Here is a 24,786-nt window from a genome sequence, read left to right as displayed (position 1 = left end):
CCCACGCGGTGCGTTGAAGCCCTTAGTCGCGCGGCCCTTCAGTCGCGCTGCTCGGCGGGTAAAGATCAGGACGGAGGTCCTGCCGGGTTACCGCCCCTTCCGTCACCAGCTCGATCGGCCGCCAACGCTTGGGAGGGACAACAACCGTCCCCTTCTCCCACATCGAAATCAGAGCCTGGGTCGCAGGCGAACCGGCTGCGGCCAGCAGCCTTGCAAAGGCCTCCTGGCTCAGCCCCGTACTTTGTCGGTAGGTGACGATGTCCATAGGCAAATAATAGGGGCACTACTCAATGGAAGCAATAGTGCCACTCCTTGTTTTTTGGATTTTTTTACATTAGCGTTGTTGATATGAACACCCGCAAAGCCAAACCAAGCGCCCAGGACCTAACCGCAGCGGCGAAGCTCAAGGCTATCTGGTCCGAAAGAGCCAGACGGAGAGGCCTTACCCAAGACAAGCTGGCGCAAGAGCTCGGTATCACCCAAGGGGCTATAAGCCAGTATCTCAATGGGCGTATCCCGATGAACTACCGGACGCTTCGGGCCTTCACCGATGCCTTGGGAATCGTGGAGACCGACATCCGGTCGGACCTGCCAGAGCAGCAGCTCAATGCTCCCTCCGCCCCTGCCGAGGAGTACCTAGAAGTATTGGCGCTGCCTCAATCTGCGGGTCTGACTGACGGCTCCGAGGCCGAGGAGTACGCACAGGCGAACGCAATGAAGTTCCGCAAGTCCGTACTGCGACGTAAGGGACTCCTTACCCGGCCCCTTGCGGTCTTCTACGCCCGGGGTCGATCGATGGAGCCGGTCATCGCCGACGGGGATTCCGTCCTACTGGATCTCTCAGAAGCAGAAGTCGTTCATGGGAATCTCTATTTAGTTCAACTGTGCTGCGCCGATAAGGTGGAGTACTGCGTCCGGCGAGCCTTAGTGCTCGACGACACGGTATTCTTCAGTAGCGAGAGTGTTGAGCATGGCCACGCTTGGCGAAAGCCACGCAAAGCCGATTCAGAAGATGAGCCAATCAGGGTCATTGGCAAGGCCTGCTGGATCGGCGGATGGTCCGATTGAACAGAACAGGGAGGGACAAGATCGCCATGAATAAAGGAAGCAAGAACAACGAGTTAACAGCTCATTTCCCCCCAAAGGTCGCCGACCCTAGACAGGGCCAATTGAGCTTGGGGATCTCGAAGCAGATCGAGATAGATGGCGTTGGTATGGGAGTTCTGTCGGACGGAACTCCGTTCCTAACGGGTCGCGGACTGGCGAGCCTGTGCGGCGTTACCCACCGTGCCATTCAAGACATATCTGATGAGTGGATCGAGAACGTCCAGAAGCCTCGTGTCACGGCGATCAAGGCCATCCTTCGGAAGCGTGGCATTGAGCGTGAAACCGCATACGTTGCAATTACTCAGCGCGGCGGAACCTTCTTTGCGTACTCGGATGCTGTGTGCCTCGCAGTGCTTGAGTACTACGCGTTTGATGCCGGCTCAAATATCAAGCAGCAAGCTCAGACGAACTTCCGAGAACTTGCGGGCCAAGCGCTTCGTGACTTCATCTACGCACAAGTAGGGTACGACCCAAATGCGTTGGTTCCGGATGTATGGAAGATCTTCCACGATCGAGTTTCGTTGACCTACAGTGCGACGCCGAAGGGGTACTTCGGAGTGTTCAAAGAAATCGCAGACATCATCGTCGCATTGGGCCAGGCGGGCCTTCACATTGATCCAACTTTCGTACCTGATGGGAGCGTAGGCAAGCATTGGTCTACACACTGGACGTCCATCGGCGGAGATGAAAGATTCGGAGAGCGCCGGAGGTACGGCCACAACTTCCCAGAGTATTTCCCCCAGGCGGACTCGAACCCTCAAGATGCCTGGTGCTACCCCAATGACGCGCTTGGGGAGTTCAGGAGATGGATTGAGGACGATTACGTTGGAAAAGGGAAATTCGGCAGGTACTTAGATACAAAGGTTAAACAGCGATCTCTGCCCCCCTCGTTTACTCAGCTTGCAATAGCGGCATTGTCCCCCGCTGATTAGAGGAAGGCCCCGCCAAGCGGGGCCTTTTTTCTCAGTGCCACTCGGCCCACTCGTGACTAGCCGAGCGCCCCCTGCAACAACGGCAACGCACGGTGCCAGTTGTCCATTCCGGCGTCCAGCAGCTTCAGCACCAAGTGCTTCGTTGCTTCGCCTGGCAATTCGCGCAGGTGGTCCAAGAAACGCTTCTTCTCGGGTTCGGGAAGGTCCGAGGCGAGCACCTTGGATTCGATGATCGCTTTCAGCGTGTCCTCGTGGAGCTTGACGGTCATCACACCCAAAATCGCGCCCAGTCCGCCATCTTCAGCTAAGAAATCCAAGCCTTTGTGCGTTAGCCGTGCTCGGGTTAATGAGTTCCCCATCTCCCTAGGGCCTGTGTACTCTGCCTCGATCAGGCCATGATCGGCCAGATACGCAACGTTGAGATCGAGATCTTGGATCTCGATGTGCTCATACAGAACGTAAGCCACAACGTCCTGTGGGTAATCCTCAGCCAAGCGCTCAAGCACTCTCTTCTGAGCTTGGCGGTCAAGCCGCGTGCGCCATCCATGGTTCAGCTCGTTCATCAGTCTCCGCTCTTATTGGTGGTCATCTGAGGGGTCTTGCTCTACAGACTTCTGCGCCGCTATGCCCAGACGGATCACCTCGGTGACCGCCTCTTCCAGAGTGAGGCCAGCGTGCTCAGCAGCTCGCTGGAATTCCTTGAACTCTTGTGAGCTTAAGCCAACTCTCGCGAATGCTACATCTTCGTCCCCAGCGACGAGTTCAATGATTCGGACCTCTTCGCCGTCTCGCAGATGCTCGAGCGGCATCGCGAGCGCCTCAGCCAATCGAACAAGCACTCCAGGACGCGGCAACGCTATGCCCTGTTCGTAGCGAGATATCTGGCTGTAGTTGATGCCAACCAACTCACCCAACTCGCGCAGCGTGAGCCCTCCGCGCTCACGCGCTTCTCTGAGACGTTCGGGAAAGCCCGGCTTGATGCCACTAGTAGTCATGGCACAAGCATAGGGCAATCTCAACAAAACTCAAAAAAAAGCTTGACACCGGCCAAAAGCTCAACGAGACTCAACTCAACGAAACGCAACAAGGATCGCTAAGCCGTGAAGAGACAGCTGGTGCTGAACATCCCAATGGAACTGCGGACTTGGCTTGAACTTATCGCCAGGGATCAAAGCCGTTCGCTGAACTATGTAGCGACCCAAATGCTAGAAGCCGCGAGGCGGTCAGAAGAGCGCCCACGTCAATGCCCGACGCCTTAGAGCGTGGGCTAAGCCTTCTTCTTTGGGGCAGCTGGCTTCTGGTAGCCAGGCCCGTTTTGCAGGCGCCCCTTGAGGTTGGCCATCAAGCCACTCCCCCCCTCGGTGAACTCAATGATGCCGCTATCTAGTAGATGCGTGAGCACATCTGAGACCAGCTCACGTCCAACTAGCCCTTGCGGGTGGGAAAAGCTTTCTTGCAGGCGATACACGATTTCGGCCGTGAGAGTCCGGCCTTTGTCGTCAGCAGCCGCCTTCAAACGATCTCGAAGTTCGGCAGGTAGACGGAAGTTCACTTGAGGGTCATTCGTAGCCATGACTAGAGCATACATAGCAAAGTGCTTGACAGGGGATAACCAAGCAGTATGCTTGGACCAAGCAACATGCTTTAACCCCAGCTCGCCTCCAGCTGTTGCCAGGAGCGAGCAAATCAACATTCGTGTCCCGATCGAATTGAGGCAGTGGCTCAGAGCGGAGATGGAACGAAATTGTCGAAGCCTCACTAGTGAGGTCGTGGTGGCCATTCGGGAGAGAAAAGCACGCCTTGAACTGCAGAAAAATGGCGGAGGTGCCAGCAGTTAGAAGCCTCCCTATGGAAATCACACTACATGAGGAAACTGTTTAATGAACGAACTTATTCCCATCAGCGAGCACTCCATCAACGCGGCGAGAGTGCGGGTCTGCCCTGCTCGAGCGCTCCACAAATTCCTGCAAGTGGGTAAAGACTTCTCCACTTGGGTCAAGGCAAGGATCGAGCAATACGACTTCGTTGAAGGGCAGGACTATGTTGTTTTTGATCCCCCCAAAAAGGGGAACCAAGCGCGTGGAGGAGACCGACGCTCAAAGGAGTACTTGCTAACCATTGAGATGGCAAAAGAACTGTCAATGGTCGAGCGAAACGAGAAGGGTAAGCAGGCTCGACAGTACTTCTTGGAATGCGAGCGGAGAGCCAAGACTGCCATCGACCCGATTTCAGTGCTGGGTGATGCGACTGCGATGCGCAGCCTGCTCCTGACCTACACCGAGAAAGTGATCAGCCTGGAGCAGACAGTCGCAGAGCAGGCTCCGCAAGTGGCCACCCTACATCGGATTGCTGCGGCTGATGGCTCACTGTGCATGCGAGATGCGGCCAAAGCTCTGCAGGTGCGTCCCCTGGATCTTCGGCGGTGGCTAGTGGCTCACGGGTGGATATACCAGCGCCCGGGCCACAACGGCTGGCTGGCCTATCAGGACCGGATCCAGCAAGGGGTCATGTGCCACAAGGTTACGACTGTCCAGCGCGAAGACGGGAGCGACAAGATCGTTGAGCAGGCCAGGATCACGCCTAAAGGCATCGCTCGAATAGGCGCAGAACTCGCCAAGGCGGCGGCATGAATCCTAACCCCCCTTGTCAGAGCGGCAGTTACGACACGCCGCCAAGTCGATCGTCCTCTACGCTTCTTCGTGCGGCCTGGATGACTCTAGGCAGTGCAGCAGCAGTGCTTATTCCACTACGAATGATTGAGATCGCAGCCGCCCACACCCCAAACGTCGTTCTTTGCGTCGCTACAACGAACGACGCACATACCCCGACTTTTGCATTTTCACACACGTCCCTGAACCAAGGAAACCTGAAAGATGAGTAAGGAAAGCCCTACACCGGCCCACAGCAGCGATCACCCGCTGGCCGGCTGCCGCGTCATCAAGCAGTTCGAAGAAGGCGAGATCCATATCGGGGACAACATCCACTTGGTAGTCCTCGCAGCGCGCGAAGGAAAGGCCCGCATTGCAATCAGGGCACCTCGCAGTCTGGAAATCTCCGCCCCAAAACAGTGACGGCCCGAGCGCGCCAACGCTCGAGCCGTCTGCCTAGTCGTACCCATCTCCGCGAAGATCAAGGAAGCCACTATGGCGAACCACAGTGTACCCCCCTCCCCAGCCGCTGATGCAAGCAGGCTCGCAAACGGCGAGCACTACCTGAGCTCGATGTGGAGGGGCAACCCTCTTTCCGACTGCCTGACCAACCGCTTGGTCCGGATCGACCAGAACACGAAGGCGGCCATTGCCATCCTGGACGTCATCCGACGCGACTTCACATCCAAGCAGGATCTGCGAGATACCTGCGAGGAGGACGAGCGCGTGCTGTATGTCCCCCTCACTGAGCATGTCGTGGACTGCCTCATGCTGGGCCTGGAAAGCCTCCTCTCCGAGTCGGAGGACCTGCTTACTTATGTGCGTGACAACGAGCGGGACGTGTGCCGCCAGCCGCTGAAGGAGGCCGCCCGTGTCTGACACTCCCCTCACCAAAGAAGAGCCGTTCAGCCTGATCCCAGTGCAGGAAAATGCCCCGCTACTCAAGGTCTGCGCCGGGATCGACACAATGCACAGTGACCTGAAGGCCAACATCTACTTCGACTATGTCCATCGGCAGTTGAGCAACATGGACAGCGACCGGATCACCGATGACGACTTGTTCGTCTTCGCTGACCTTCTCGAAATGTGCAGGGCGCTGCGTTACGCCGGAGGTGCCCTATGAGCAATGCGGCCACGCCGGAAAAGACCAAGGAAATCGAAATCCCCGGATCGCCGCTTATGGTGGTATCCGGACAGGACCTGGACGTAGCACTGAGCAAAGCCAGACTTCTCACCGATCACGTGCAAGCCCTGCTGTGGCAAGGCATGCGAGATGCCGATGGCAAGGACGTCTCGTTCGGATACGACGAGGTCGTAACGATGGACTTCCTTCTCGATATTGCGACCGGCCTGTATCGAGCCGCAGGAGCCGAAGCATGAGCATCTTCGATGACTTGGTCGATTTGGCCCACCTGGAGGCCGAGCCCGACTACCAGATCTCCGCCAAAGCAGTCAGGGACATCCGACGTGCAATCACGTTCGGGATCTTTGCCGCTGCCGACGGGGCCAAGATCAACCAAGCCCGTGCATCGGCACAGATGATGGGGCAGGAATGGCCGGAGGTCGCCCGTTCGGTGGCACCTGGAGACTCCTTCGAGCAGACCATCCAAGAGATGGCCGGGGCACTCCTGTGGCTGGAGTACGCGTCGCACCTGCGCAAGCCTACCGCGGCTCCGACCATCTTGGATTCGGCTGAGGAGGCGCCGTGATCGAATCGCCTGCTCCTGACCCGACCATCACGGTCCTGGCCGCGATGATCGAGGGCGAACGCTGGCTCAGCGCGGACTCCTGTGCCGTCCTCTTGGGGCTCACGACGCCGGACGGGAAGCCCAACCGGCGCGGCTTCCTCGAAAGGCTTGCCTGCCGTCCCAGCTTCCCTGCCCCACTTCAGATCGGAAACGAGAAGAAGTGGAAGCGGTCGGAGGTCCTACGTTGGGCCGATGACGAGAGGAGGAGCGGCGGCTAGACCGCCGTTCCCGGCACGTTGGCCCCCGAAACTGCAGGACTGCCCAGATTTTCCCCAGAATCCCCCGAACCCCTTGCAGCACAAGGGGTTCTGATTCCGGCTCCGGGCACCAGGGCTTTCGGGCAGAATGCGACACGCAGTGGCGTGAACCTCCCGACCGCTCAGATCGCGCGCGAATAGCGCGGCTGCTCGTGCGCTGCACGCAGATGGGGATCGAAGCACATCGCCAGCAGGCGCAGAAGCGGCCGGCCGCGTTCGCTGGCACGGACCACGCCATCGCGATACTCGACCAGGCCATCGTCCTGAAGCCGTTGCACGGCGCACAGGTCCTCGGCGAAGTAGTCGTCGAACACGATGCCGTGGCGATCGCCGAGCGCGCGTCCATCGACCTCTCCCTGGCACATCAGCTGCTGGATCAGGTCTGCGCGCAGCTGATCGTCGGCGCTGAGCGCCACGCCACGCCAGACCGGCAGCTGGCCCTGATCGACCGCACTCTCCCAGGACGGCAGGTCGCGTGGGTTCTGGCTGTAGGTCGCACCGATATGACTGATCGCGCTGACGCCGAGGCCCAGCAGGTCGGTATCGGCATGGGTGGTGTAGCCCATGAAGTTGCGATGCAGCTGGCCAGCGCGCTGGGCGCGCGAAAGATCCTCTTCCGGCAGCGCGAAATGATCCATGCCGATGTACTGGTAGCCCGCTGCGGACAGCTGCTGCACGGCAAGTCCCAGCAGCGCAAGCTTGTCCTCCGGCGAGGGCAGCGCGCGCTCGTCTATCTGCCGCTGCGCGCGGAACAGATGCGGAAGGTGCGCGTAGCCATACACCGCCAGTCGGTCCGGTCGCAGTGCAAGCACCTGCTCGAGAGTGCGGCCGAATCCTTCCTGGCTTTGTCCCGGCAGCCCGTAGATGAGATCCACGTTGACCGATCGCATGCCGCTGTCACGACAGGCATGCAGGATGTCCAAGGTCTGCTGCACACCCTGCACACGGTTGATCGACGCCTGGACCGAGGGATCGAAGTCCTGCACGCCCAGGCTGGCGCGATTGAAGCCCAGCCGTGCCAGCATCGCCACGTCACGCGTTTCGATGAAGCGTGGATCAAGCTCGATCGAGAAATCGCGCTCGGCCGAGCAGCTGAAGTCGAAACGCCGGCGAAGGCCGTCGATCAGCGTGGTCATTGCCTCGGCGTCCAGGAAATTCGGCGTTCCGCCCCCCAGGTGCAGCTGGATCACCTCACGGCCTTTCTGGAACTGCGGCGCCAGCAGATCGGCCTCGGCCAGGACCCGTGAGACGTAGCTGTGGCCACGGCTTCGATCACGGGTGATCACCCGGTTGCAGCCGCAGTAGAAGCACGGGCTGGAGCAGAACGGGACATGCACGTACAGCGACAGCGCGCGCGCCAGCAGGTCGCTGTCCGCGATCGCCTGGCGCAGTGCGGGCGCGCCGAAACCATCGTGGAAGTGCGGAGCGGTCGGATACGAGGTGTAGCGCGGTCCGGGCCGGTCATGCCGGCGCAGCAGATCGGGGTCGAAGGTCCAGGCCAGGCCGCCGGCAGCGGGAGAGAACGTGTCCATGCCGCCAGCATCGCGCCGGACAGTCAGTGCCGCCTTGACCCAGATCAATCCCGCGCAGGAACGCCCAGCACCGGCAGCGCCAGCTGCGGCCAGCGCAGCATCTGGTACCGGCGCCAGAACGTTTCCGCAATGCGCGCGGCCACATCATCGGCCAACGCCTGCATCGGTGGATTGCCGCATTCGGCGGTGGTGCGCCGGAACAGCGCGAGCCAGCGGTCGAACAGGTCCTTGTCCAGGGCGATGGCCATGTGCTTGGACATGGGCGATCCCTTGAAGCGACGCGTTCCCCTGAGCATCGCGGACCAGAAATCCACCAGTTGCGCCAGATGCCCGGGCCAATCGTGCACATGTGCGTCGAACACGGGGCCCAGACGCTCCTCCTCACGCACGCGTGCATAGAAGTCGTGGACCAGACGGGTCACGTCCTCTTCGGTACACAGCGCGGGCGAGGCGACAGGAGGGACGAGTGATGGCGTAGCGTTCATCAGAGGCACCAGGCGATTGCCGGCAGGGTGCGCCAACCGGCCGGCACCGCCGTTGATCCAGATCAATGTCGGCGCGCGTGGGCGCGCCTAGGCTGACATGCCTGCAGGAAACATGCCCTGCGGATGCTGCGCCAGCCATGGCGGAGTATACGCGCCGCCCCCTTCCCGACCCGCGACCGCATGAATACACCCACTTCGTCCCCGCGTCAGCGCCTGATCCAGCATTGGGGCGCGATCCTCTGGCCCAGTTTCATCGCCGCCGGGCTGGCCAGCGTGGTGTTCTTCGCTTTCGTCGACCCGTTGCGCCTTCAGGCCATCAGTTTTCCGGGCACGGCGATCAGTCGCGAACTCGGCTACACGGTCGGCTTCTTCATGTTCTGGGCGGTGACGGCGCTGTCCAGCGCGATCACCGGATATCTGCTGCGGCCGATGCCGGCAGACGCAGATGATGAGCTGCCTCTGGGATGAACGCACTAAGGCCCCCTTCCCCACCGTGGCGATGGCGTGGCGCACTGCGGCTCGGTGTGCTGGTTGGCTTCCTTGGGCTGCCCTGGTTGCGCTGGGACGGCCGCCAGGCGCTGCTGCTGGACCTGGACGCACGTCGCTTCGACCTGTTCGGCTGGACCCTGTGGCCCGACGACGTTGGCCTGCTGCTGGGCCTGCTGCTGGCGCTGGCGATGGCACTGGCGCTGTTGACCCACCTCGCCGGCCGCATCTGGTGTGGCCATGCCTGCCCGCAGACGGTGTGGAGCTACGTCTTCAGCCTGATCGACAGCTTTCTTGCCCAACGCCTGCCACGCGCCCTGGCGCGTCCTGCCACGCAGGCCGCATGGTTACTGCTGTCGCTATGGACCGGCATCACCTTCGTGGGATTGTTCAGCCCGATCACCGGCCTCGTCACCGCCAGTGTCCAGGGCGGCTGGAGTGGCTGGGAAACCTTCTGGGTGCTGTTCTACGCGGCAGCCACATGGGGCAACGCCGGTTTCCTGCGGGAGCAGGTCTGCCGTTCGCTGTGCCCCTTCGCGCGCGCGCAGCCGTTGCTGGTCGACCCCCAGACCCCCCGGATGCTGTATGACGCGCGCCGCGGCGAACCCCGCGGGCCCCGGCCCGCTGGCCTTGGCGGCGTGATCGGCCGCGGTCGCGGCCTGCTCGATCCGACCTCCGCGCAGGACTACGTGTTCCGCGCCGCGCACCCATGGCTGGCCGGCCCCATGCCCACCTTCAGCGCCGACCGCCTCGGCGACTGCACCGATTGCGCGGCCTGTCTCCACGCCTGCCCGATGCAGCTCGACATCCGCCAGGGCCCGCAGGCCGACTGCCTGGCGTGCGGCGCCTGCCTGGATGCCTGCGAGCAGCAACAGTCCCGGGCCGGTTTCGGCCCGGGACTGATCCGCTACTGCAGCCCGCAGACGATGGCAGGGCAGCCGCGGCGCGGGTGGCGACCGCGAACCGTGGTCCTGGCATCGTTGCTGCTGGTGCTGCTGAGCGCTGGCGCCTGGCACCTGCTCTGAATCAGCGCGACCCGTTGGCGTGCGGAGGCACCAGCTGGGCACGCCGTACGATTCCGAGCTGCTCGATGATCAGCGCCATTTCATTGGTCACTTCCGTGCGCTCGGTCCCCTGCGGGACCAAGCGGTCCAGCACCTGCTGGTACGTGTCCCAGAAGGCAGGGCCGCATCCGTGTTTGTGATAGCTGGCTTCCAGTTCGCGGCGTACCCGTTCAGCCAAGCCATGCATGCCGTATTCCATACGACCTCCGTTGGACTTGTCCTGCATCGTTGACGGTCTACCGACTCACTTGCGTGCTGAAAGACTCCCGGGCTTCACGACCGGTTGACCTCAATTAGCCACAGATTTCACGACAGGTCAATTACATGCGGCGACTTTTTCGATTGAAATTATTAATCGTTCACATAACGGTCTGTGATCGGCACAGGCAAAAGAAGGGGCCGATCCCGACGCCGTGGTGCGTCCGTCGCCAGGGCAGCTTCGTGGCGCGATCAATCGCAACGCGGGTTTCGATCAATTTTCCCTATATTGATAAGCATGCTTAACACATACCGCAAAGCGTGCTAAATACGACATTTGCAGACGCAACCTAGCTTGATTCGTCTTCAGAGGCCTCAGCCCAAGGGAACAGATCGGGATGGCGCTGGTGGAGGATGAACTGTCGCAATGGAGGAATGGGCGCTTCCTGGGGCCATTGCGACACGGCTGATCGCGTTATGCCAAAGAACTGCGCCAGCTCGGCGTCGGTCTGGAATCCCAGGCGCGTGCGCACCTGCCGTTTGCTCCAGAAATCGGTCATGGTCGGTCCTGTCGTTAACCAGACTTATTCTTGCGGCAAGGATTCTTTCGCTTCCACGCGTTAAGCTGGCTTGCATAGATGAATACTCTCGGCCAACGACTCGCCATTGCCATGAAGAAAGCCGGGCACCCACGCCCGGCCGATCTGGCCCGCGCCGCCGCTTCAACGACGGCGACCATCAGCAACTGGCTCAACGACCACGTCAGCCCCTCACATGTGAAGGCCGAACAGCTGTTCCGGATCGCCGACGCAGCCAAGCTGGATGCACGCGAACTGCTGTACGGCATCCATGGGCGGGGCGTCGGCGAACGCACCAGCTATTACATGCCCAGCGAAGCGCACCTGGATGTCTGGCAGGATGCCTATGAACTGGTGAGCGTGCTGGTCGCCGAGAAGGGCCTGGAGATCGACCACCGGCGCCACGCGGCACTGGATCTGCTGGCATTTGAACTGTTGATGGATGGCGTCAGCCGCAGCAGGGTGGCGCGCGTGGTGATGACCTCCCTGCCCTGACCGGGTCGGCGCTGGTAGCATGGGGACCGATGGGGATGGGGCTCCCCCGATAACCGCCAGGCATGGCTGATGGCTCCTGCTGTGACGAACCGGGCGTTCGTCGATGGCAGGCCGTGCCCGCCATCGCGTTCGCCTCCGCATCTGCGAACACGTACTCGAGGCCCGCCATGCAAGCACTGAACAATTACGTCCTGGTCTTCCTGGGAGGCGGCGCCGGCGCCTGCCTGCGCCATGCCTGCAACCTGATCGGCACGCGGTTCGCCGTCGGCAGTCCATGGCCCTGGTCCACCTTCCTGGTCAACATCAGCGGCGCCCTGCTGATGGGGGCGGTCGTCGAGGCCTTCGCCCTGCGCAACGGCGCATCGCCGCAGCTGCGGCTGCTGCTGACCACGGGCATCCTGGGGGGCTACACCACCTTCTCCACCTATTCGCTGGAGATCGGCCTGCTGCTGCAACGGGGGCAGCACGGACTGGCCGCGCTGTATGCAGGGGGATCGATCGCACTGGGACTGGCCGGCCTGTTCGTGGGCATGAAGCTGGCCCGCCTGGCGCTGGGCTGAACGCTCAGGCTGCCGAGGTCCGCACCTGCCCCCGCCACTGCCGGGGCGATTGCCCGGTGTGCGCCTTGAACGCACGCGAAAGCGCCGCTTCACTGCCGTAGCCCACCTCGTCGGCAATCCGCTTCAGCGGTCGGCCCTGCCGCAGGGCCTGCTGCGCCAGGCCTACGCGCCAGCCCTGCAGGTACTGGCCGGGGGTGGTGCCCATCGCCTCACGGAAGCTCGCCGCGAATACGCTGCGCGACATTCCTGCGACGTCGGCGAGGTCTTCCAGCGTCCATGCCTGCGACGGCGCCTCGTGCATCGCGACCAATGCCAGACGCAGGCGCGGATGACCGAGGCCAGCAAACAGACCGCCGCGCATCTCACCGCCTTCCATCAGCTGCCGCAGCACCTGGATCATCACCACCTCGAACAGACGATTGACCATTGCCGCACGGCCACAACGCTGCTCGAACGCCTCCTCGAACAGCATTTCCAGCACCGCATCGCTGCCGTGCAGGTCCGCCAGTGGCAGGCAGATGAAATCAGGCAATGCGGCACTGATCGGATTGAGCCGGCCGCCTTCGAAATGCAGGTTGGCGCAGGCCATGTCGGCACCGAGGTGCGGGTCGGTCTGGAAACGGTGGGGCATCGGCCTCGGGTACAGCAGCAGGCTGGGCACCTCGACCTGCACGGTCTGTTGTCCATGGCTGACCTGCACCGGTCCACGCCGTACCAGATGCAGCTGGCCGGCTTCGTCCTCCCCTTCCAGGCTGTTGATGCCGCACAGTGCACCGGCGTGGAAGACCGACGCAGTGACCGCGAAACGCTCAAGCAGGACGGCCAGGCGATCCACCATGTCGGACTCCAGGGCAAGCAGAAGGGGGAGGAACCTGCAGATCGTATCGAATTCGGCGTCATTGTGTGCGGCGCTGGCCGCCGGCGCTGCGCGGCGCTATACAGGGGCCACCGTCCCGCGCATGGAGCCCACGATGTCGAACCGGATCGCCCGCGCCGTGTTGCCTCTGCTGCTTTTCGCCACCCATGCGCAGGCCGCTGCAACCGCAGACATTGAACAGCTCGGCTGGCTCTCCGGCTGCTGGCAGCTGGACGGGCAGCCACCTGGAGCCGGTGAGCAGTGGTCCACCGTGGCCGGCGGAACGATGTTCGGCAGCAGCCGCAGCCTGCGCGACGGGCGCACCGTGGGTTTCGAGTTCATGCAGCTGCGCCAGCACGACGATGGGCGGCTGGTGTTCACCGCGCTGCCCTCCGGCCGCAACGCTACTGATTTCAGTGCCGTCCGGGTGGAGGCCGACGAGGTCGTCTTCGAGAATCCGGCCAATGATTTCCCGCAACGGATCACCTATCGCCGCATCACTGGGCAGCGCCTGCACGCACGTATCGAGATCGCACAGGACGATCCGGCACAGGCCATGGATTTTCCGATGCACCGCGTCGCCTGCGGCGGGCCGGTGATGCCCCCCTGACCTGACGCATTGCAGCGGGCACGGCACCGCGGCCGGTTCTATGCTCGGCGTATCACCTGCCCGGATGAACACGATGCGTGCCCTTCTCCGACTGACCCTGGCACTGGCCCTGGCGTTGCCTTCCGTTCCGCTGCTGGCGGCGCCGCCCGCCCCGCCACGCATGCTCAGTGGCGAGCTGCAGGGTGCGCCGTGGCGCCTGGACATCCCTGCGGACTGGAACGGCGATCTGGTGATGCTGGCGCACGGTTACGAGCCGGTGGGCACGCCACGCGAATCGCCGATGGCCGCCAACGAGGCGACCGCGCCTCTGCTGGCGGCCGGCTACGCGGTCGCACAGAGCGCCTACGCGAGCCAGGGGTGGGCGGTGGCCGATGCCATCAATGATGTGGAGCGCCTGCGTCAACACACGCTGGCCGGTTTGAAGGGCGTGCGCAATACCTGGCTGCTCGGTTTTTCGATGGGCGGTGCGGTGACCGTGGCCAGTCTCGAACGGCATCCGGCCCACTACGCCGGTGGTGTTTCGCTATGCGGCGCCAACCTGTCAGGCGAGCAGCTGGCCGGCGACCTGCTCACCACCGTGGTCGCGTTCGACTACTTCTTCCCGCATGCCGAAGGACTGCCTGCTGCTGGCCTGGCATCCAGCGAAGCCGCTTCGGTACCACAGGGCGAGCTGTACCAAGGCATCGTCAACGCCCTGCAACGCGCGCCGCACTCCGCTGCACTGCTGGCCGCACAACTGCAGGTCGCATCCGATGCGCTGCCCGGAACGATCAGCCTGCACGCGCTGGTCCTGCACGAACTGGCCAAGCGCAGCGGCGGCATGCCAGTCGGCAACATCGGCGTCGTCTATCGTGGATTCGGCGATGACGTCGCGTTCAATGCAGGGGTGCAGCGCATCGCCGCCGTTCCCGCAGCACAGGCGCGTGTGCGCAAAACACTCGGATTGACCGGCGCGCTGAAGCGGCCGCTGGTGATTCAGTTCAACAATGACGATCCCACCATCGCACCGCGCATGCAGGAACGCTATCCGCAACTGGCCGCGCACGCGGGTGCGACGCCGTTGCCGCGCGTACTGCCCGCAGCAGGCACGGGCCACTGTGGCTTCTCCGGAGAACAGGTGGTCGCGGCCCTGAAGGCTGCCGCGATGCGCTAGCCGCCCAGCGTGCCCATGGTGAAGGTGTAGCCGCTGCTCATCAGGAACTCACGCATGCGCATCTCGGCACGACGCGGCGATGCCAGGTTGGCAGGCCCGTACAGCGCGTAGACCACACCTGCCCCCTCGATGGCCTCGCGCCGGACCCCGCAGTGGCGGGTTTCCGAAGCGGTGCTCCAGCCATCGCGCAGGCGCTCCGGTCCGATCGATTGTCCGTTCATCAGCCGGAATGTCAGCCAGCGTACTTCCGTTGTGGGTTTGCTCATTGCCGATCCACCGCCTGTCCGCCACGCGCCATAGTCTCCCTGCCTGCCATTGCCGCGCCCGAAGGCCTGTGCACTGACCATACCGCCTTGCCATGTCGTGGGCGGCTGAGACTGGGATGTCAGGCACGCTTGGCAGCGCACGATGACGGCGCAAAAAAAAAGCCCCGACCGAAGTCAGGGCTTTTCAATTGGAGGCCTCAAGCGGAATCGAACCGCTGTAAACGGATTTGCAATCCGGTGCATAGCCACTCTGCCATGAGGCCAACGTACTGCGCGCCAGGAATGGAGCCCCTGACATGACAAAACCCCGCGATGGGGCCTGTCGGAACATGGAGCGGGAAACGAGACTCGAACTCGCGACCTCAACCTTGGCAAGGTTGCGCTCTACCAACTGAGCTATTCCCGCATAGGCTGTCATGATACCGGAAGCCCGGAACTCACACCAGCGATTTCACACCTGATTTCACTTTTCTGACTGCGCGAAAAGCCTTGTGGCTCAACGGGCCCCGCCTTGCCAAGGGCGGGAGAAAAACAAGGCCCCAACCGGGGCCCTGTAGAATCTGGAGCGGGAAACGAGACTCGAACTCGCGACCTCAACCTTGGCAAGGTTGCGCTCTACCAACTGAGCTATTCCCGCAGATTCTTCGACCTGCGTCGAAGGAGCGCCATTGTGTCGAAGTTCCTTCACGCCGTCAACCGTCTTCCGATGGCGTGCGACGCGTGGCTTGGTCCACCGGGGCCCGCTGCCAGATCGCATACAGCGTTCCGACGATCTCCATTCCCTGCTCGAATGCCGAGAATCTGGCCTTCACCTTGCGGGGGCGGCGGCGCAGGTCGTCGCTGGCCATCAGCTCGCCAGACCGGTCGGCAGATGCCGCCTGGGCCTTCTGCAGGTACTGCTTCTCGAGGTACTTCTCGATCCCGGGAAGGTTCGACAACAGATGGGCCCCGTTGTGCCAGGGCATCAGTACCGCAACCAGGTCGTTGCGTTCTGCGATCTGGATGGCGATGTCCAGGAAGGACTCCACGATGGACCGGAGACAATGCGTCGCAAGCATGTCTTCCATGGGATTGATCGCGCGGATGATGAGGCAGCTCCCGGAAGCGTGCAGGGACGGCACGACCTCGATGTTCACCATGGCCATGCCCGCCAATCGTCGCTGCCTCGGATCGAATACGACCAGGTGGGCGTGGCGCGCCTCCTGCCACATCGCAACGCGATCGCGTGAGCATAGATTGGCGGCATGCTTGGCGAAGTACGCCGCCGGGTGCTTGGTCAACGTCGCCTGCAGATGCGTGCACGATCCGGAAGGGTCCGGGCGGCCATACCTGCCCTTCTCGCGCTTCACCCAGCGCACGCACACATCCAGAACGTTCTTGCGCATCTGCGCGAAGGCCTGATCCAGTGACATGACCGGTACCGTGCTGTCAGCGGACGGCGACGGCGGCAGCAGCCGCTGCAGCAGCTGCCCGGCGTCATCGGGAGCGAGGCCATGCAGAAAACGCTGAGCATGTTCGTCGAGGGCATCCGGCAATGCGCTGTTGAACAACCGATCCAGCTGCTCCAGGTACGCGCTGGTCTGCGCACCGTCCTCCGGCATACTGGCGACCTCGCTGAAGGTGCTGCGCCGCCACTGGAGGATCTCCGGATCATTGCCTGCGGCAGCCAGCAGCAGGCCGAGATGGGCGGAGACCGACCACGGATCCCGCGCGGGATCCAGCAACCGCTTCGATCGCAGGTCACGGAACGTTCGCGGCCCCTCATCCGGGCCGTGCTGGAACCGCGTCGCATGTTCGCTGGCGCGTTTCAGTGCCAGCAAGCTGCTGCGCTCCAGCACGCCTGTGCGTTTTCTGATCGAGCGTTGCCAGGCCATCGGATGGAACGGCTCCAGCCTCCATCCATCCAGGTGCGACTGGAATCCGCGTGCCGCCGCCCAACTTCCACGGACGACATCGACGGACGTGCGGTAGACCATCGAAATGAGCTCCGCATCCACCTCGTCCAGCTCGGCTGACGTTGCTCCCTGCCCGGCCAGCAACTGCTCGACCGCGGGCTGTAACCGGGCCAGCCTGTCCTGCAGTGCTTTCATCGACGTTCCGCCTGCGCGAAGGACCGATGCGAGCAGAAGTCCGCCGGTTCCCTCCAGCATCGCGGGCAACTGCGGCAGGAGGCGCGCCATCTCTTCGCGACGCCGCGTGGCCAGCGCATCGTAGTAGCGCGCCATGGCATCTGCATCGACGTTTCTCTGCGGGCGCGGAACCACCTGGTGTGCCCGTCGTTCGACCACCTCCAGGACGCATCGATGGTTCTGCATCATGAAGCCGAAGTTGTGGCGCTGGAAGGCGTCATCCGCCAGCAGCCGACACAGTTCGGGATCGCTGCCGCCCCACCAGGTCGCCCCGTGCAGGCCCCGGGTAGCGAAGTACCAGTCGCGCAGCGCTTTTACCGAATCCAGGCCTTTGTCTTCAACCAGGTAACGCAGCAGTCCCGGACCGAGGGACGCCAGCACTTCCAGCTTCCGCAGCTCTGCAAAATCAGCAGGCGCAATGGCCGAATGCAGGTACTGGAATGCGTCCAGGCTCCCCTGTGCAAGCATTCGACCCACCCATTCGACCAGCACATCGACGTCCATGCCCGCTGTGCGCCCCGCAATGAGGGTCAACCACGCGTCCAGGCGATCGGCGTCACCGACGCGATAGCAGGCCTGGAACGCAACAACGTGGCCCGCTGCACCGAGATCATGGCGAACCAGCACCTGCAGGAATCGATCCAGCCGGTCGGGCCGTCGCAGATACTGGCCGCAGGCGCCCAACTGCGTGAAGTCGAGGCAATGAGGTGCTGCCAGGAGAAGGTCGATGGCGGCCTCCACATCTTCGGCCGGGGCATCATCGCTCAGCTCGGCCAGCAACCGACAGCAAGTGGCAAGTGCATCAAGGCCTGCACCACGTGCGATCAGATGATGGGCGATCCAGTCAGGGGGTGGAGCATGAAACCCCAGGTAGCCGCGCAGCGTGTGGATATCTGCCGGTGTGCATGCGCCGGCTGCCCCCAGCACCCAGGCCCACGTCTTCGTCGGCGTGCGCCACAACAGATAACGTGCAGAATCGAATACCTCGTGCACCGGCGCAATGCCGGCACCGGCCAGCAGTGTCAGATTCGCGGCCAGACGCGCCGCATCAGATTCTTCCAGGTCGACATCATGAAGGCGCGCCAGGTGCGGCCGCGCAACGCCCGCAAGCATCAGCTGGCGCACAACGGAACGCACCGGCTCGCGCTGCGTTCGCCGCGGCCGCCAGCCGACGCTCCATGCCCTGTGCGCGGTGTGCGCGGACTGCAGCCACTGCAGCTCTTCCTTGTGCTGGATGATGCCTTCATCCACCATCCACCGCGCAAACCATCCAGGCGCTTCAGACCGTCCAGCACACCGGTCGAGGTCCGTCAGCCGACGGAGGCCCAGGCGATGGGCAGCGATGAGCCAGCCGGCATCCCGCAGCTGCAGCGCCCGCAGTTCTTCCCACGACGTGGCTTCGAAGCGGCGCAGGGCGATGTCCAGGCTGCGGCTGTACATGCGTGCTTCCGCATGCAGGAACAGCCGTGCGTGGAACTGGCAGTACACGTACTGGCGGCCCTCGAACGTCCGGATCCGCGACAGCGCGTGTCGCACGTACCTGAGCACCCACGGGAACGGCATGAACACCTGCACCAGAAGCGGCCACCCGCGGCCCTTGCCAGGATGCAGCGCGATGTCCGCCGGAATGCCCAGCGCACGGCGCGCCATGTCTTCCTCGGTGACCACAGTCGGGTCTTGCCCGCGCAGCGCATCGGCCACTGCGATGCGGAAGCCACGGATGCGGTTGCGCGGTGCTTCGGGCCGGTCATCCGTCCGCTCATCGTCGATGTCGTCGTGGAACGCACCCGCGGATCGTCCCCGGCAACCCTCCAGCATCCGATCACGGTACGCCCGGTAGGCGGTCTGCCCACCGTCCTGCCTCGTTTCGTGCACAGCCTCCATCTGCCAGCCCTTGCCCCGCTCCCTGCGTCACCCCGACGACTACAGCGGATGATATCCATTCGGCCCGGTCCGCAATGGCGGGCAGGAGGGTCCGGCCTGACCGGAAACGAAAAACGCCCCCTTGCGGGAGCGTTCTTTCTTGAATCTGGAGCGGGAAACGAGACTCGAACTCGCGACCTCAACCTTGGCAAGGTTGCGCTCTACCAACTGAGCTATTCCCGCAGATTCCGTTCGACCTGCGTCGAAGGAGCGCTATTGTGTCGAGATTGCAGCAATGCGTCAACAGAAATCTCGTCGGCGATTCGCGTTTTCCGTTCAGGTTCGGATGAGCGGAAAGCCCGGCAATCCAGGGCCGGCACGACATAAAAAAAAAGAGAGGCCAAAGGCCTCTCTTTCAGAATCTGGAGCGGGAAACGAGACTCGAACTCGCGACCTCAACCTTGGCAAGGTTGCGCTCTACCAACTGAGCTATTCCCGCTTGGGAGGCGAAATTCTACCCATTCTGGAAGGGGCGTCAAGGCCTTTTTTCAACCGCGCGCATCCAGCAACCAGCGCGCTTCGCAACCTGACGGGCATCCCGTGTGCCGCGGATCAACCGTTGCCCAGCTTCTTCTGTCGTGAGCGCTCGCGTGCGGCACGCTCGTCCTCGCGCAGGCTCGGCCAGGCCGCGTGCAGATACTGCAGGCCGGACCACAGCGTCAGCACCGCCGCGATGGCCAGCGTCCAGTCACCGATGTGGAAGATCGGCCAGCCCATCCAGATGTCCTCGACCGCCACGCTGGGCGCCACCGAGTACAGCAGGCACAGCAGCGCAACCATCTGCGCGGTTGTCTTCACCTTGCCGATCATCGCCACCCGCACCTTGGCACGCTGGCCAAGCTCGGCCATCCATTCGCGCAATGCCGAGACCGCGATTTCGCGGCCAACGATGACGGCGGCCCAGAACGCCATCCACGGCGTCGGATGCCCCTGCACGATAAGGAACAGCGCCACCGCCACCATCAACTTGTCCGCCACCGGGTCGAGAAAGGCGCCGAACGCCGATTCCAGCTGATAGCGGCGGGCGATCCAGCCATCGAGCCAATCGGTGATCGCGGCCAAGCCGAAGATCGCCGCCGAAGCGAAGTTGGTCCAGGTGTAGGGCAGGTAGAACACCAGCACCAGCACCGGGATCATCACGATCCGCAACAGCGTCAGCCAGGTGGGCAGGGTCAACTTCATGCTTGCGCGCTTCTCTCTCTAATCGGCCGCATCGGGCGTGGCCAACCCGTGCAGGTTAGCGTAGATACGGGCCGCGAGGGCATCATTGATGCCTTCCACCTTGGCGATCTCCGCTTCACCGGCCGCCTTCAGGCCGACCAGCCCACCGAAATGCTTCAGCAGGCTGGCACGACGACGCGGGCCGATGCCCGGGATGTCTTCCAGCCTGCTGGTCATGCGCGCCTTCTGCCGGCGGCCGCGGTGACCGGTGATGGCGAAGCGGTGCGCCTCATCGCGCACCTGCTGGATGAACTGCAGGGCGGGATTGGCGGCACCGGGGCGCAGCTCGCGGCCGTCGGGCATGACCAGCGCCTCATGACCGGCGCGGCGCTCCACGCCCTTCGCCACGCCCACCAGCAATACGCCCTCCACGCCCAGGTCGGCCAGCGCTGCCTGCGCCTGCGCCAGCTGGCCGGCGCCACCGTCGATCAGCAGCACGTCGGGCAGTACGCCCTGCTCTTCCACGGCACGGCGGAAGCGGCGGTCGATGGCCTGACGCATGGCGGCATAGTCGTCGCCCGGCTCGATGCCGCTGATGTTGTAGCGGCGATATTGGGCACGCACCGGACCGGCCGCATCGAAAACCACGCAGGACGCCACGGTCGCCTCACCCAGCGTGTGGCTGATGTCGAAGCACTCCACGCGCTTGACCGGCTCGGCCAGGCCCAGCATCTCGCGCAGGGCTTCGCTGCGTACGTGTTGCGCGTTGCGGCTGTTGAGCTCGGTGGCCAGCGTCAGCTGCGCGTTGCGGCTGGCCAGCTCTACATAACCGGCGCGCTCGCCGCGCACGTTCCACTTCAGCTGCACCTTGCGCTCGGCCGAAGCAGACAGCGCGGCCATCAGCAGATCGGCATCCGGAATCTCGCGATCCAGCAGGATCTCGCGCGGTGGCTCGAACTCGATGTAGTACTGGGAGACGAACGCCGCCAGCACTTCCTGCGGGCTGTCCTCGCCATTGGTGCGGGGGAAGAACGGGCGGGTGCCCAGGTTGCGCCCATCGCGGAATGCCAGCAGCAGCACGCAGGCCTGCGATCCCTGCATGGCCACGGCCAGCACGTCCAGGTCGGCGGCGCGGCCATCGACGTACTGGCGGGTCTGCATGCTGCGCAGCGACGAAATCAGATCACGCAGGCGCGCGGCCTGCTCGAACTCCAGTGCTTCACTGGCAGCCTGCATCTGCTCACCCAGTTCCCGGGTCAGCTCATCGCTCTTGCCTTCCAGGAACAGCGCCGCGCGGCGCACCGACTCGGCATACTCGCCTGCCGGTACCAGCTCGACGCAGGGGGCACTGCAGCGGCCGATCTGGTACTGCAGGCACGGCCGTGAGCGGTTGCGGAACACGCTGTCCTCGCAGCTGCGCAGCTTGAACAGCTTGTGCATCAGGTTCAGCGTCTCGCGCACCGCGGTGACACCCGGATACGGCCCGAAATAGCGGCCGGGGATCGCACGCGGCCCCCGGTGCAGGGCGATGCGTGGCCATTCCTCGCGGGTCAGCAGCACGTGCGGGTAGGTCTTGTCGTCACGCAGGGAGACGTTGTAACGCGGTGCCAGCGACTTGATCAGCTGGTTTTCCAGCAGCAGCGCCTCGGCCTCCGAGCGCGTGACAGTCACATCCATCCGCGTGATCTGCGAGATCATCGACATGATCCGCGCGTTCTTCGGGCTGCCATTGAAATAGCTGCCCACGCGGTTGCGAAGCGCGCGTGCCTTGCCGACGTACAGCAGGGTGTCGTCGGCGGCGTACATGCGGTACACCCCGGGGGCGGTACTGAGTTGGGCCGCGAAGGCCTTGCCGTCGAAGGCCGGGACGGGGACGTCGGTCATTCGCTGATCGGTACTTCGCTGAGTACACCACTGTCAGGGTCGAAACGCAGCACGGCGTGCGCGTCGGTCTCGGCGATCCACACCGCGCCCGCGCCCACGGCCAGGCCGGCCGGGCCATGCAGGCGCCGTGGCAGCGGTTGTGTGGTCAGTTCGCCGCCGCCCAGGCGCAGCGTGCGCAGGCGACCGTTGCCGGTATCGGCAATCCACAGCAGCGGTGCGCCCGGACTCAGTGCAATCGCCTGCGGGAACTGCAGGCTGGCGTGGGCACGCGGGCCGTCGGCTTCACCGAAGCGCCATGTGCCCTGCCCGAGCAGCGTCTGCACCAGATCCCCACGCAGCTGCAGCGCGCGGATCGAAGACCCCAGCGCGTCGGCCACGTACAGGACCTGTTGTACTACGGCAAGCGCGGTGGGTTGCGCGAAGGCAGCCAGATGCCCACTGCCGTCACGCTCGTCGATCGCGCCACTGCCGGCGCGCCATTGCAGGCTGCGCTGGCCGAGGTGGTAGCTCCAGATCCGGTTGTCACCCGCCATGGCGATATGCAGCTGGTTGTCGGCGATGGCGAGGCCGACCGGATGATCCAGCGGCACCTGCCGCGGCTGGGCGACAGGCCCTTCCACCGGCGCGCCCGGGCGTCCATTGCCGCACAGAGTGTCGACCAGACCGGTCAACAGGTTGATCCGGCGGATGGCGTGGTTGCCGGTGTCGGCGACGTACAGGGCGTCGCGCTCGAGCACCAGTGCCTGCGGCCTGTGGAAGGCGGCCTCGGCCAGATTGCCATCCATGAAATCCGCGGTCCCCAGCCCGAACTGACGAAGCACGCGGCCGCCATGGCTGCATTCGAGAATGCGGTGATGGCCGCTGTCAGCGATGTACAGGCGCTCGCTGCTGACCGCCAGGCCCAGCGGAAAGCGCAACGCATGCCGCGGCTCGGGGTGCAGCTCGTTGCCACCGCGCGGCGGGGCCGAGGGTGCACCCTCGCACAGTGCGTTCAGCGCGCGCTCGAGCTCGCCGGCAGCGCCCTGCCCGACCAGCCGCTGCCGCTCGCGTCCCTGCGCGTCGAGAAGGATCAGGGTCGGCCACGCGGTGACACCGAAACGGCGCCAGCCGTCCCAATCCGCATCCAGCAGTACCGGGGCGGTCAGGCCCTGGCGGCGCAGCAGTTTCAACGCGGCATCGGCGTCGCGCTCGAAGTCGAAGCGCGGCACCTGCAGCACCAGCGGCTGCAGCTTGCCCGGATGGCGCGACAGCCATTGGCCGAACTCGGCCAGGCGTTGTGCGCTCCAGGCAGAGGCAGCGTTGACGAACAGCAGCGCGACCGGCCGGCCGCGCAGTTCCGCCAGGGTGCAGGGGGTGGCATTGAGCCAGGTGGCGAACTCGGGCAGGTCCGGGACAGGCTGGGCGTTCATGCCCTGATTATGCCGGAGTCGACGTCATGCAACAGTCGTGCCACCGCACGTTCTGCCGCTTGGTCAACCAGGGTCCAGACCTGCTCGAAATGATCGCTGCCACCGGTGTACGGATCCGGAATGGCGGCCGCGCCCTGCCCGCCTGACCATGGCAGGTACAGGGCCAGGCGCTGGCGCTCCTGCGCGGTGGCCAACCGTCCGGCATCGCGCAGGTTGGCCTCATCGGCGCAGAGAATCCAGTCGAAGCGCTGGAAGTCATCGGCGCGCAGCTGGCGGGCACGCAGCCCGCTGATGTCAACGCCATGGCCGGCTGCGCAGGCGATCGCCCGCCGGTCCGGCGGCTCGCCCACGTGCCAGTCGCCGGTGCCGGCCGAATCGACCTGCACTCGGCCGGCCAATGGGGATGCCTCCAGGCGCGCGCGCAATGCCCCCTCGGCCATCGGCGAGCGGCAGATGTTGCCCAGGCAGACGACCAGCAGCTTCATTGCGGGGTCATGGCCCGCAGCACCGCCTCGGCCCGCTCCAGGTCCTCCGGGGTGTCGATGCCAGGCGGAAACGCTTCAGGCGAGATGGCGACGCTGATCGGGAAGCCGGCTTCCAGCACGCGCAGCTGCTCCAGCGCTTCGATCTGCTCCAGCCGGCCCGGCGGCATCGCCGCGACCTGCTGCAGGAAGCCGGCGCGGTAACCGTAGATGCCGATGTGACGAAGCCACTGGTGGCCTTCGGGCAGGGCCTCGCGGCTGCGTGCGAAACCGTCCCGGTGCCAGGCGATCGGGGCGCGGCTGAAGTACAGCGCCTCGTTGCGCACATTGCGCACCAGCTTGACCACGTTCGGATCGAACAAGGTCTCGGCGTCCTCGACCGTCGTAGCCAGGGTCGACATCGGCGCCGCGCCATCGACCAGCGCCTCGGCCACGGCGCGGATGCCGGCCGCCGGCGCGAACGGCTCATCGCCCTGCAGGTTCACCACCACGGTGTCGTCGTCCCAGCCGGCGATGCGCGCGCACTCGGCCAGGCGATCCGTGCCGGATGCATGCGATGCGGCGGTCATCGCCACCTTCACTTCGCCCAGGCCCGCCAGTGCGTCGGCGATCCGCTGATCGTCGGTGGCCACCCATACCTCGCGCGCGCCAGCCAGCAGCGCACGGCGCGCCACATGCAGCACCAGCGGATCGCCGCCGAGCAAGCGCAGCGGCTTGCCCGGCAGCCGCGAGGCGGCATAGCGGGCGGGGATGGCAACGACGAATTCAGTCATGCGGGCGGTACTCGGCAGGCTCGTTACAACGGGAATGTGGCCAGCGGCGC

The 24,786-nt window shown here is 64.0% G+C and carries 29 protein-coding genes, 5 tRNA genes and 1 riboswitch; of the genes, 14 read left to right on the top strand and 20 right to left on the bottom strand.

The window, feature by feature from the left end; genetic code table 11:
- Positions 1-348: 348 nt before the first annotated feature.
- Together N5J29_RS09140 and N5J29_RS09135 are read left to right on the top strand one after the other, a co-directional pair.
- A complete protein-coding gene (locus tag N5J29_RS09140; RefSeq protein WP_279924294.1) occupies positions 349-1,068 on the top strand; it encodes a helix-turn-helix domain-containing protein in 720 nt (239 codons plus the stop codon).
- A complete protein-coding gene (locus tag N5J29_RS09135) occupies positions 1,056-2,039 on the top strand; it encodes a hypothetical protein (RefSeq protein ID WP_279924293.1) in 984 nt (327 codons plus the stop codon). Before N5J29_RS09140 ends, N5J29_RS09135 begins: the two co-directional genes overlap by 13 nt.
- Positions 2,040-2,095: 56 nt before the next feature.
- On the opposite strand, the gene N5J29_RS09130 is transcribed toward N5J29_RS09135, so the two are convergent.
- The 3 genes from N5J29_RS09130 to N5J29_RS09120 all read right to left on the bottom strand — a co-directional run bounded on the left by N5J29_RS09130 (position 2,096) and on the right by N5J29_RS09120 (position 3,612).
- Positions 2,096-2,602 (bottom strand): hypothetical protein, encoded by a 507-nt coding sequence (locus N5J29_RS09130; protein WP_279924292.1) that lies wholly within the window; start codon positions 2,600-2,602, stop codon positions 2,096-2,098.
- A gap of 12 nt (positions 2,603-2,614) precedes the next feature.
- Complete coding sequence (locus tag N5J29_RS09125) at positions 2,615-3,034, bottom strand: helix-turn-helix domain-containing protein (protein ID WP_279924291.1); 420 nt, start codon at positions 3,032-3,034, stop codon at positions 2,615-2,617.
- A 272-nt stretch (positions 3,035-3,306) separates the two neighbouring features.
- Positions 3,307-3,612, bottom strand: a complete 306-nt coding sequence (locus N5J29_RS09120; protein WP_279924290.1) for an Arc family DNA-binding protein — start codon at positions 3,610-3,612, stop codon at positions 3,307-3,309.
- Between the two features lie 307 nt (positions 3,613-3,919).
- On the opposite strand from N5J29_RS09120, the gene N5J29_RS09115 reads away from it, so the two are divergent.
- From N5J29_RS09115 to N5J29_RS09090, 6 genes are all read left to right on the top strand, one after another.
- Positions 3,920-4,669 carry a phage antirepressor KilAC domain-containing protein gene (locus N5J29_RS09115; RefSeq protein ID WP_279924289.1) on the top strand — a complete coding sequence of 250 codons (750 nt, stop codon included), beginning with the start codon at positions 3,920-3,922 and terminating at the stop codon, positions 4,667-4,669.
- Positions 4,670-4,912: 243 nt separating this feature from the next.
- Complete coding sequence (locus N5J29_RS09110; protein ID WP_229978716.1) at positions 4,913-5,110, top strand: carbon storage regulator; 198 nt, start codon at positions 4,913-4,915, stop codon at positions 5,108-5,110.
- Positions 5,111-5,182: 72 nt separating this feature from the next.
- Positions 5,183-5,566 carry a hypothetical protein gene (locus N5J29_RS09105; protein ID WP_279924288.1) on the top strand — a complete coding sequence of 128 codons (384 nt, stop codon included), beginning with the start codon at positions 5,183-5,185 and terminating at the stop codon, positions 5,564-5,566.
- The gene (locus N5J29_RS09100) at positions 5,559-5,810 is read left to right on the top strand and encodes a hypothetical protein (protein ID WP_279924287.1); all 252 of its coding nucleotides are present in this window, start codon (positions 5,559-5,561) and stop codon (positions 5,808-5,810) included. The genes N5J29_RS09105 and N5J29_RS09100 overlap by 8 nt, the downstream gene beginning before the upstream one ends.
- Positions 5,807-6,067, top strand: a complete 261-nt coding sequence (locus N5J29_RS09095) for a hypothetical protein (RefSeq protein WP_279924286.1) — start codon at positions 5,807-5,809, stop codon at positions 6,065-6,067. The genes N5J29_RS09100 and N5J29_RS09095 overlap by 4 nt, the downstream gene beginning before the upstream one ends.
- Positions 6,064-6,396, top strand: a complete 333-nt coding sequence (locus N5J29_RS09090) for a hypothetical protein (RefSeq protein ID WP_279924285.1) — start codon at positions 6,064-6,066, stop codon at positions 6,394-6,396. Before N5J29_RS09095 ends, N5J29_RS09090 begins: the two co-directional genes overlap by 4 nt.
- Before the next feature lie 418 nt (positions 6,397-6,814).
- Here the strand turns inward: N5J29_RS09090 and hemN are convergent, their stop codons facing one another.
- Together hemN and N5J29_RS09080 are read right to left on the bottom strand one after the other, a co-directional pair.
- Positions 6,815-8,224, bottom strand: a complete 1,410-nt coding sequence (gene hemN, locus N5J29_RS09085) for an oxygen-independent coproporphyrinogen III oxidase (RefSeq protein ID WP_164152215.1) — start codon at positions 8,222-8,224, stop codon at positions 6,815-6,817.
- 44 nt (positions 8,225-8,268) lie between these two features.
- Positions 8,269-8,709, bottom strand: coding sequence for a group III truncated hemoglobin (locus tag N5J29_RS09080; protein WP_164152213.1), 441 nt, complete (start codon positions 8,707-8,709; stop codon positions 8,269-8,271).
- 180 nt (positions 8,710-8,889) lie between these two features.
- On the opposite strand from N5J29_RS09080, the gene N5J29_RS09075 reads away from it, so the two are divergent.
- The gene (locus N5J29_RS09075; RefSeq protein ID WP_053520310.1) at positions 8,890-9,177 is read left to right on the top strand and encodes a hypothetical protein; all 288 of its coding nucleotides are present in this window, start codon (positions 8,890-8,892) and stop codon (positions 9,175-9,177) included.
- The gene (locus N5J29_RS09070; RefSeq protein ID WP_164152211.1) at positions 9,174-10,220 is read left to right on the top strand and encodes a 4Fe-4S dicluster domain-containing protein; all 1,047 of its coding nucleotides are present in this window, start codon (positions 9,174-9,176) and stop codon (positions 10,218-10,220) included. The genes N5J29_RS09075 and N5J29_RS09070 overlap by 4 nt, the downstream gene beginning before the upstream one ends.
- Position 10,221: 1 nt before the next feature.
- Here the strand turns inward: N5J29_RS09070 and N5J29_RS09065 are convergent, their stop codons facing one another.
- Positions 10,222-10,458 carry a hypothetical protein gene (locus N5J29_RS09065; protein WP_019337197.1) on the bottom strand — a complete coding sequence of 79 codons (237 nt, stop codon included), beginning with the start codon at positions 10,456-10,458 and terminating at the stop codon, positions 10,222-10,224.
- Between the two features lie 349 nt (positions 10,459-10,807).
- On the bottom strand, positions 10,808-11,017 hold the full coding sequence (locus tag N5J29_RS09060) for a hypothetical protein (protein WP_053520301.1): 210 nt from the start codon (positions 11,015-11,017) through the stop codon (positions 10,808-10,810).
- Positions 11,018-11,128: 111 nt separating this feature from the next.
- Between N5J29_RS09060 and N5J29_RS09055 the strand changes: the two genes are divergently transcribed.
- Positions 11,129-11,530, top strand: a complete 402-nt coding sequence (locus N5J29_RS09055) for a hypothetical protein (protein ID WP_053520302.1) — start codon at positions 11,129-11,131, stop codon at positions 11,528-11,530.
- Between the two features lie 22 nt (positions 11,531-11,552).
- A riboswitch (Fluoride riboswitch) is annotated at positions 11,553-11,616 on the top strand.
- 81 nt (positions 11,617-11,697) lie between these two features.
- Positions 11,698-12,090 (top strand): fluoride efflux transporter CrcB, encoded by a 393-nt coding sequence (crcB, locus tag N5J29_RS09050; protein WP_053520303.1) that lies wholly within the window; start codon positions 11,698-11,700, stop codon positions 12,088-12,090.
- A gap of 4 nt (positions 12,091-12,094) precedes the next feature.
- Here crcB and N5J29_RS09045 read toward each other — a convergent pair whose 3' ends face one another.
- Complete coding sequence (locus N5J29_RS09045; RefSeq protein ID WP_065175878.1) at positions 12,095-12,928, bottom strand: AraC family transcriptional regulator; 834 nt, start codon at positions 12,926-12,928, stop codon at positions 12,095-12,097.
- Between the two features lie 133 nt (positions 12,929-13,061).
- Here N5J29_RS09045 and N5J29_RS09040 point away from each other — a divergent pair, with 133 nt between their 5' ends.
- Positions 13,062-13,556 carry a DUF6265 family protein gene (locus N5J29_RS09040; RefSeq protein ID WP_164152209.1) on the top strand — a complete coding sequence of 165 codons (495 nt, stop codon included), beginning with the start codon at positions 13,062-13,064 and terminating at the stop codon, positions 13,554-13,556.
- A 73-nt stretch (positions 13,557-13,629) separates the two neighbouring features.
- On the top strand, positions 13,630-14,709 hold the full coding sequence (locus N5J29_RS09035; RefSeq protein WP_164152207.1) for an alpha/beta hydrolase: 1,080 nt from the start codon (positions 13,630-13,632) through the stop codon (positions 14,707-14,709).
- Here the strand turns inward: N5J29_RS09035 and N5J29_RS09030 are convergent.
- The 12 genes from N5J29_RS09030 to kdsB all read right to left on the bottom strand — a co-directional run bounded on the left by N5J29_RS09030 (position 14,706) and on the right by kdsB (position 24,736).
- Entirely contained in the window at positions 14,706-14,975 is a 270-nt protein-coding gene (locus tag N5J29_RS09030) for a hypothetical protein (protein ID WP_053520307.1), read from the bottom strand. The genes N5J29_RS09035 and N5J29_RS09030 overlap by 4 nt on opposite strands.
- A 189-nt stretch (positions 14,976-15,164) precedes the next feature.
- Positions 15,165-15,238, bottom strand: a tRNA-Cys gene (locus N5J29_RS09025).
- 67 nt (positions 15,239-15,305) lie between these two features.
- Positions 15,306-15,381: transfer RNA gene (locus tag N5J29_RS09020), tRNA-Gly, on the bottom strand.
- Between the two features lie 155 nt (positions 15,382-15,536).
- A tRNA-Gly gene (locus N5J29_RS09015) sits at positions 15,537-15,612 on the bottom strand.
- A 55-nt stretch (positions 15,613-15,667) separates the two neighbouring features.
- Complete coding sequence (locus tag N5J29_RS09010) at positions 15,668-18,979, bottom strand: hypothetical protein (RefSeq protein WP_164152205.1); 3,312 nt, start codon at positions 18,977-18,979, stop codon at positions 15,668-15,670.
- Positions 18,980-19,134: 155 nt separating this feature from the next.
- Positions 19,135-19,210 (bottom strand) — tRNA-Gly (locus tag N5J29_RS09005).
- Between the two features lie 180 nt (positions 19,211-19,390).
- Positions 19,391-19,466 (bottom strand) — tRNA-Gly (locus N5J29_RS09000).
- Positions 19,467-19,579: 113 nt separating this feature from the next.
- Positions 19,580-20,209, bottom strand: coding sequence for a CDP-diacylglycerol--glycerol-3-phosphate 3-phosphatidyltransferase (gene pgsA / locus N5J29_RS08995; protein ID WP_053519958.1), 630 nt, complete (start codon positions 20,207-20,209; stop codon positions 19,580-19,582).
- 18 nt (positions 20,210-20,227) lie between these two features.
- Complete coding sequence (gene uvrC / locus N5J29_RS08990; RefSeq protein ID WP_053519959.1) at positions 20,228-22,072, bottom strand: excinuclease ABC subunit UvrC; 1,845 nt, start codon at positions 22,070-22,072, stop codon at positions 20,228-20,230.
- On the bottom strand, positions 22,069-23,481 hold the full coding sequence (locus N5J29_RS08985) for a hypothetical protein (protein ID WP_164152698.1): 1,413 nt from the start codon (positions 23,479-23,481) through the stop codon (positions 22,069-22,071). The genes uvrC and N5J29_RS08985 overlap by 4 nt, the downstream gene beginning before the upstream one ends.
- Complete coding sequence (locus N5J29_RS08980; protein ID WP_065175871.1) at positions 23,478-23,966, bottom strand: low molecular weight protein-tyrosine-phosphatase; 489 nt, start codon at positions 23,964-23,966, stop codon at positions 23,478-23,480. Before N5J29_RS08980 ends, N5J29_RS08985 begins: the two co-directional genes overlap by 4 nt.
- On the bottom strand, positions 23,963-24,736 hold the full coding sequence (gene kdsB, locus N5J29_RS08975; RefSeq protein WP_111186050.1) for a 3-deoxy-manno-octulosonate cytidylyltransferase: 774 nt from the start codon (positions 24,734-24,736) through the stop codon (positions 23,963-23,965). Before kdsB ends, N5J29_RS08980 begins: the two co-directional genes overlap by 4 nt.
- Between the last annotated feature and the right edge of the window lie 50 nt (positions 24,737-24,786).

It is taken from the genome of Stenotrophomonas sp. GD03680, assembly GCF_029844625.1.
GTDB lineage: Bacteria > Pseudomonadota > Gammaproteobacteria > Xanthomonadales > Xanthomonadaceae > Stenotrophomonas > Stenotrophomonas maltophilia_P.
The sequence above is the reverse complement of the archived record's forward strand: the minus strand, read 5'-3'. Positions and strand labels throughout refer to the sequence as shown.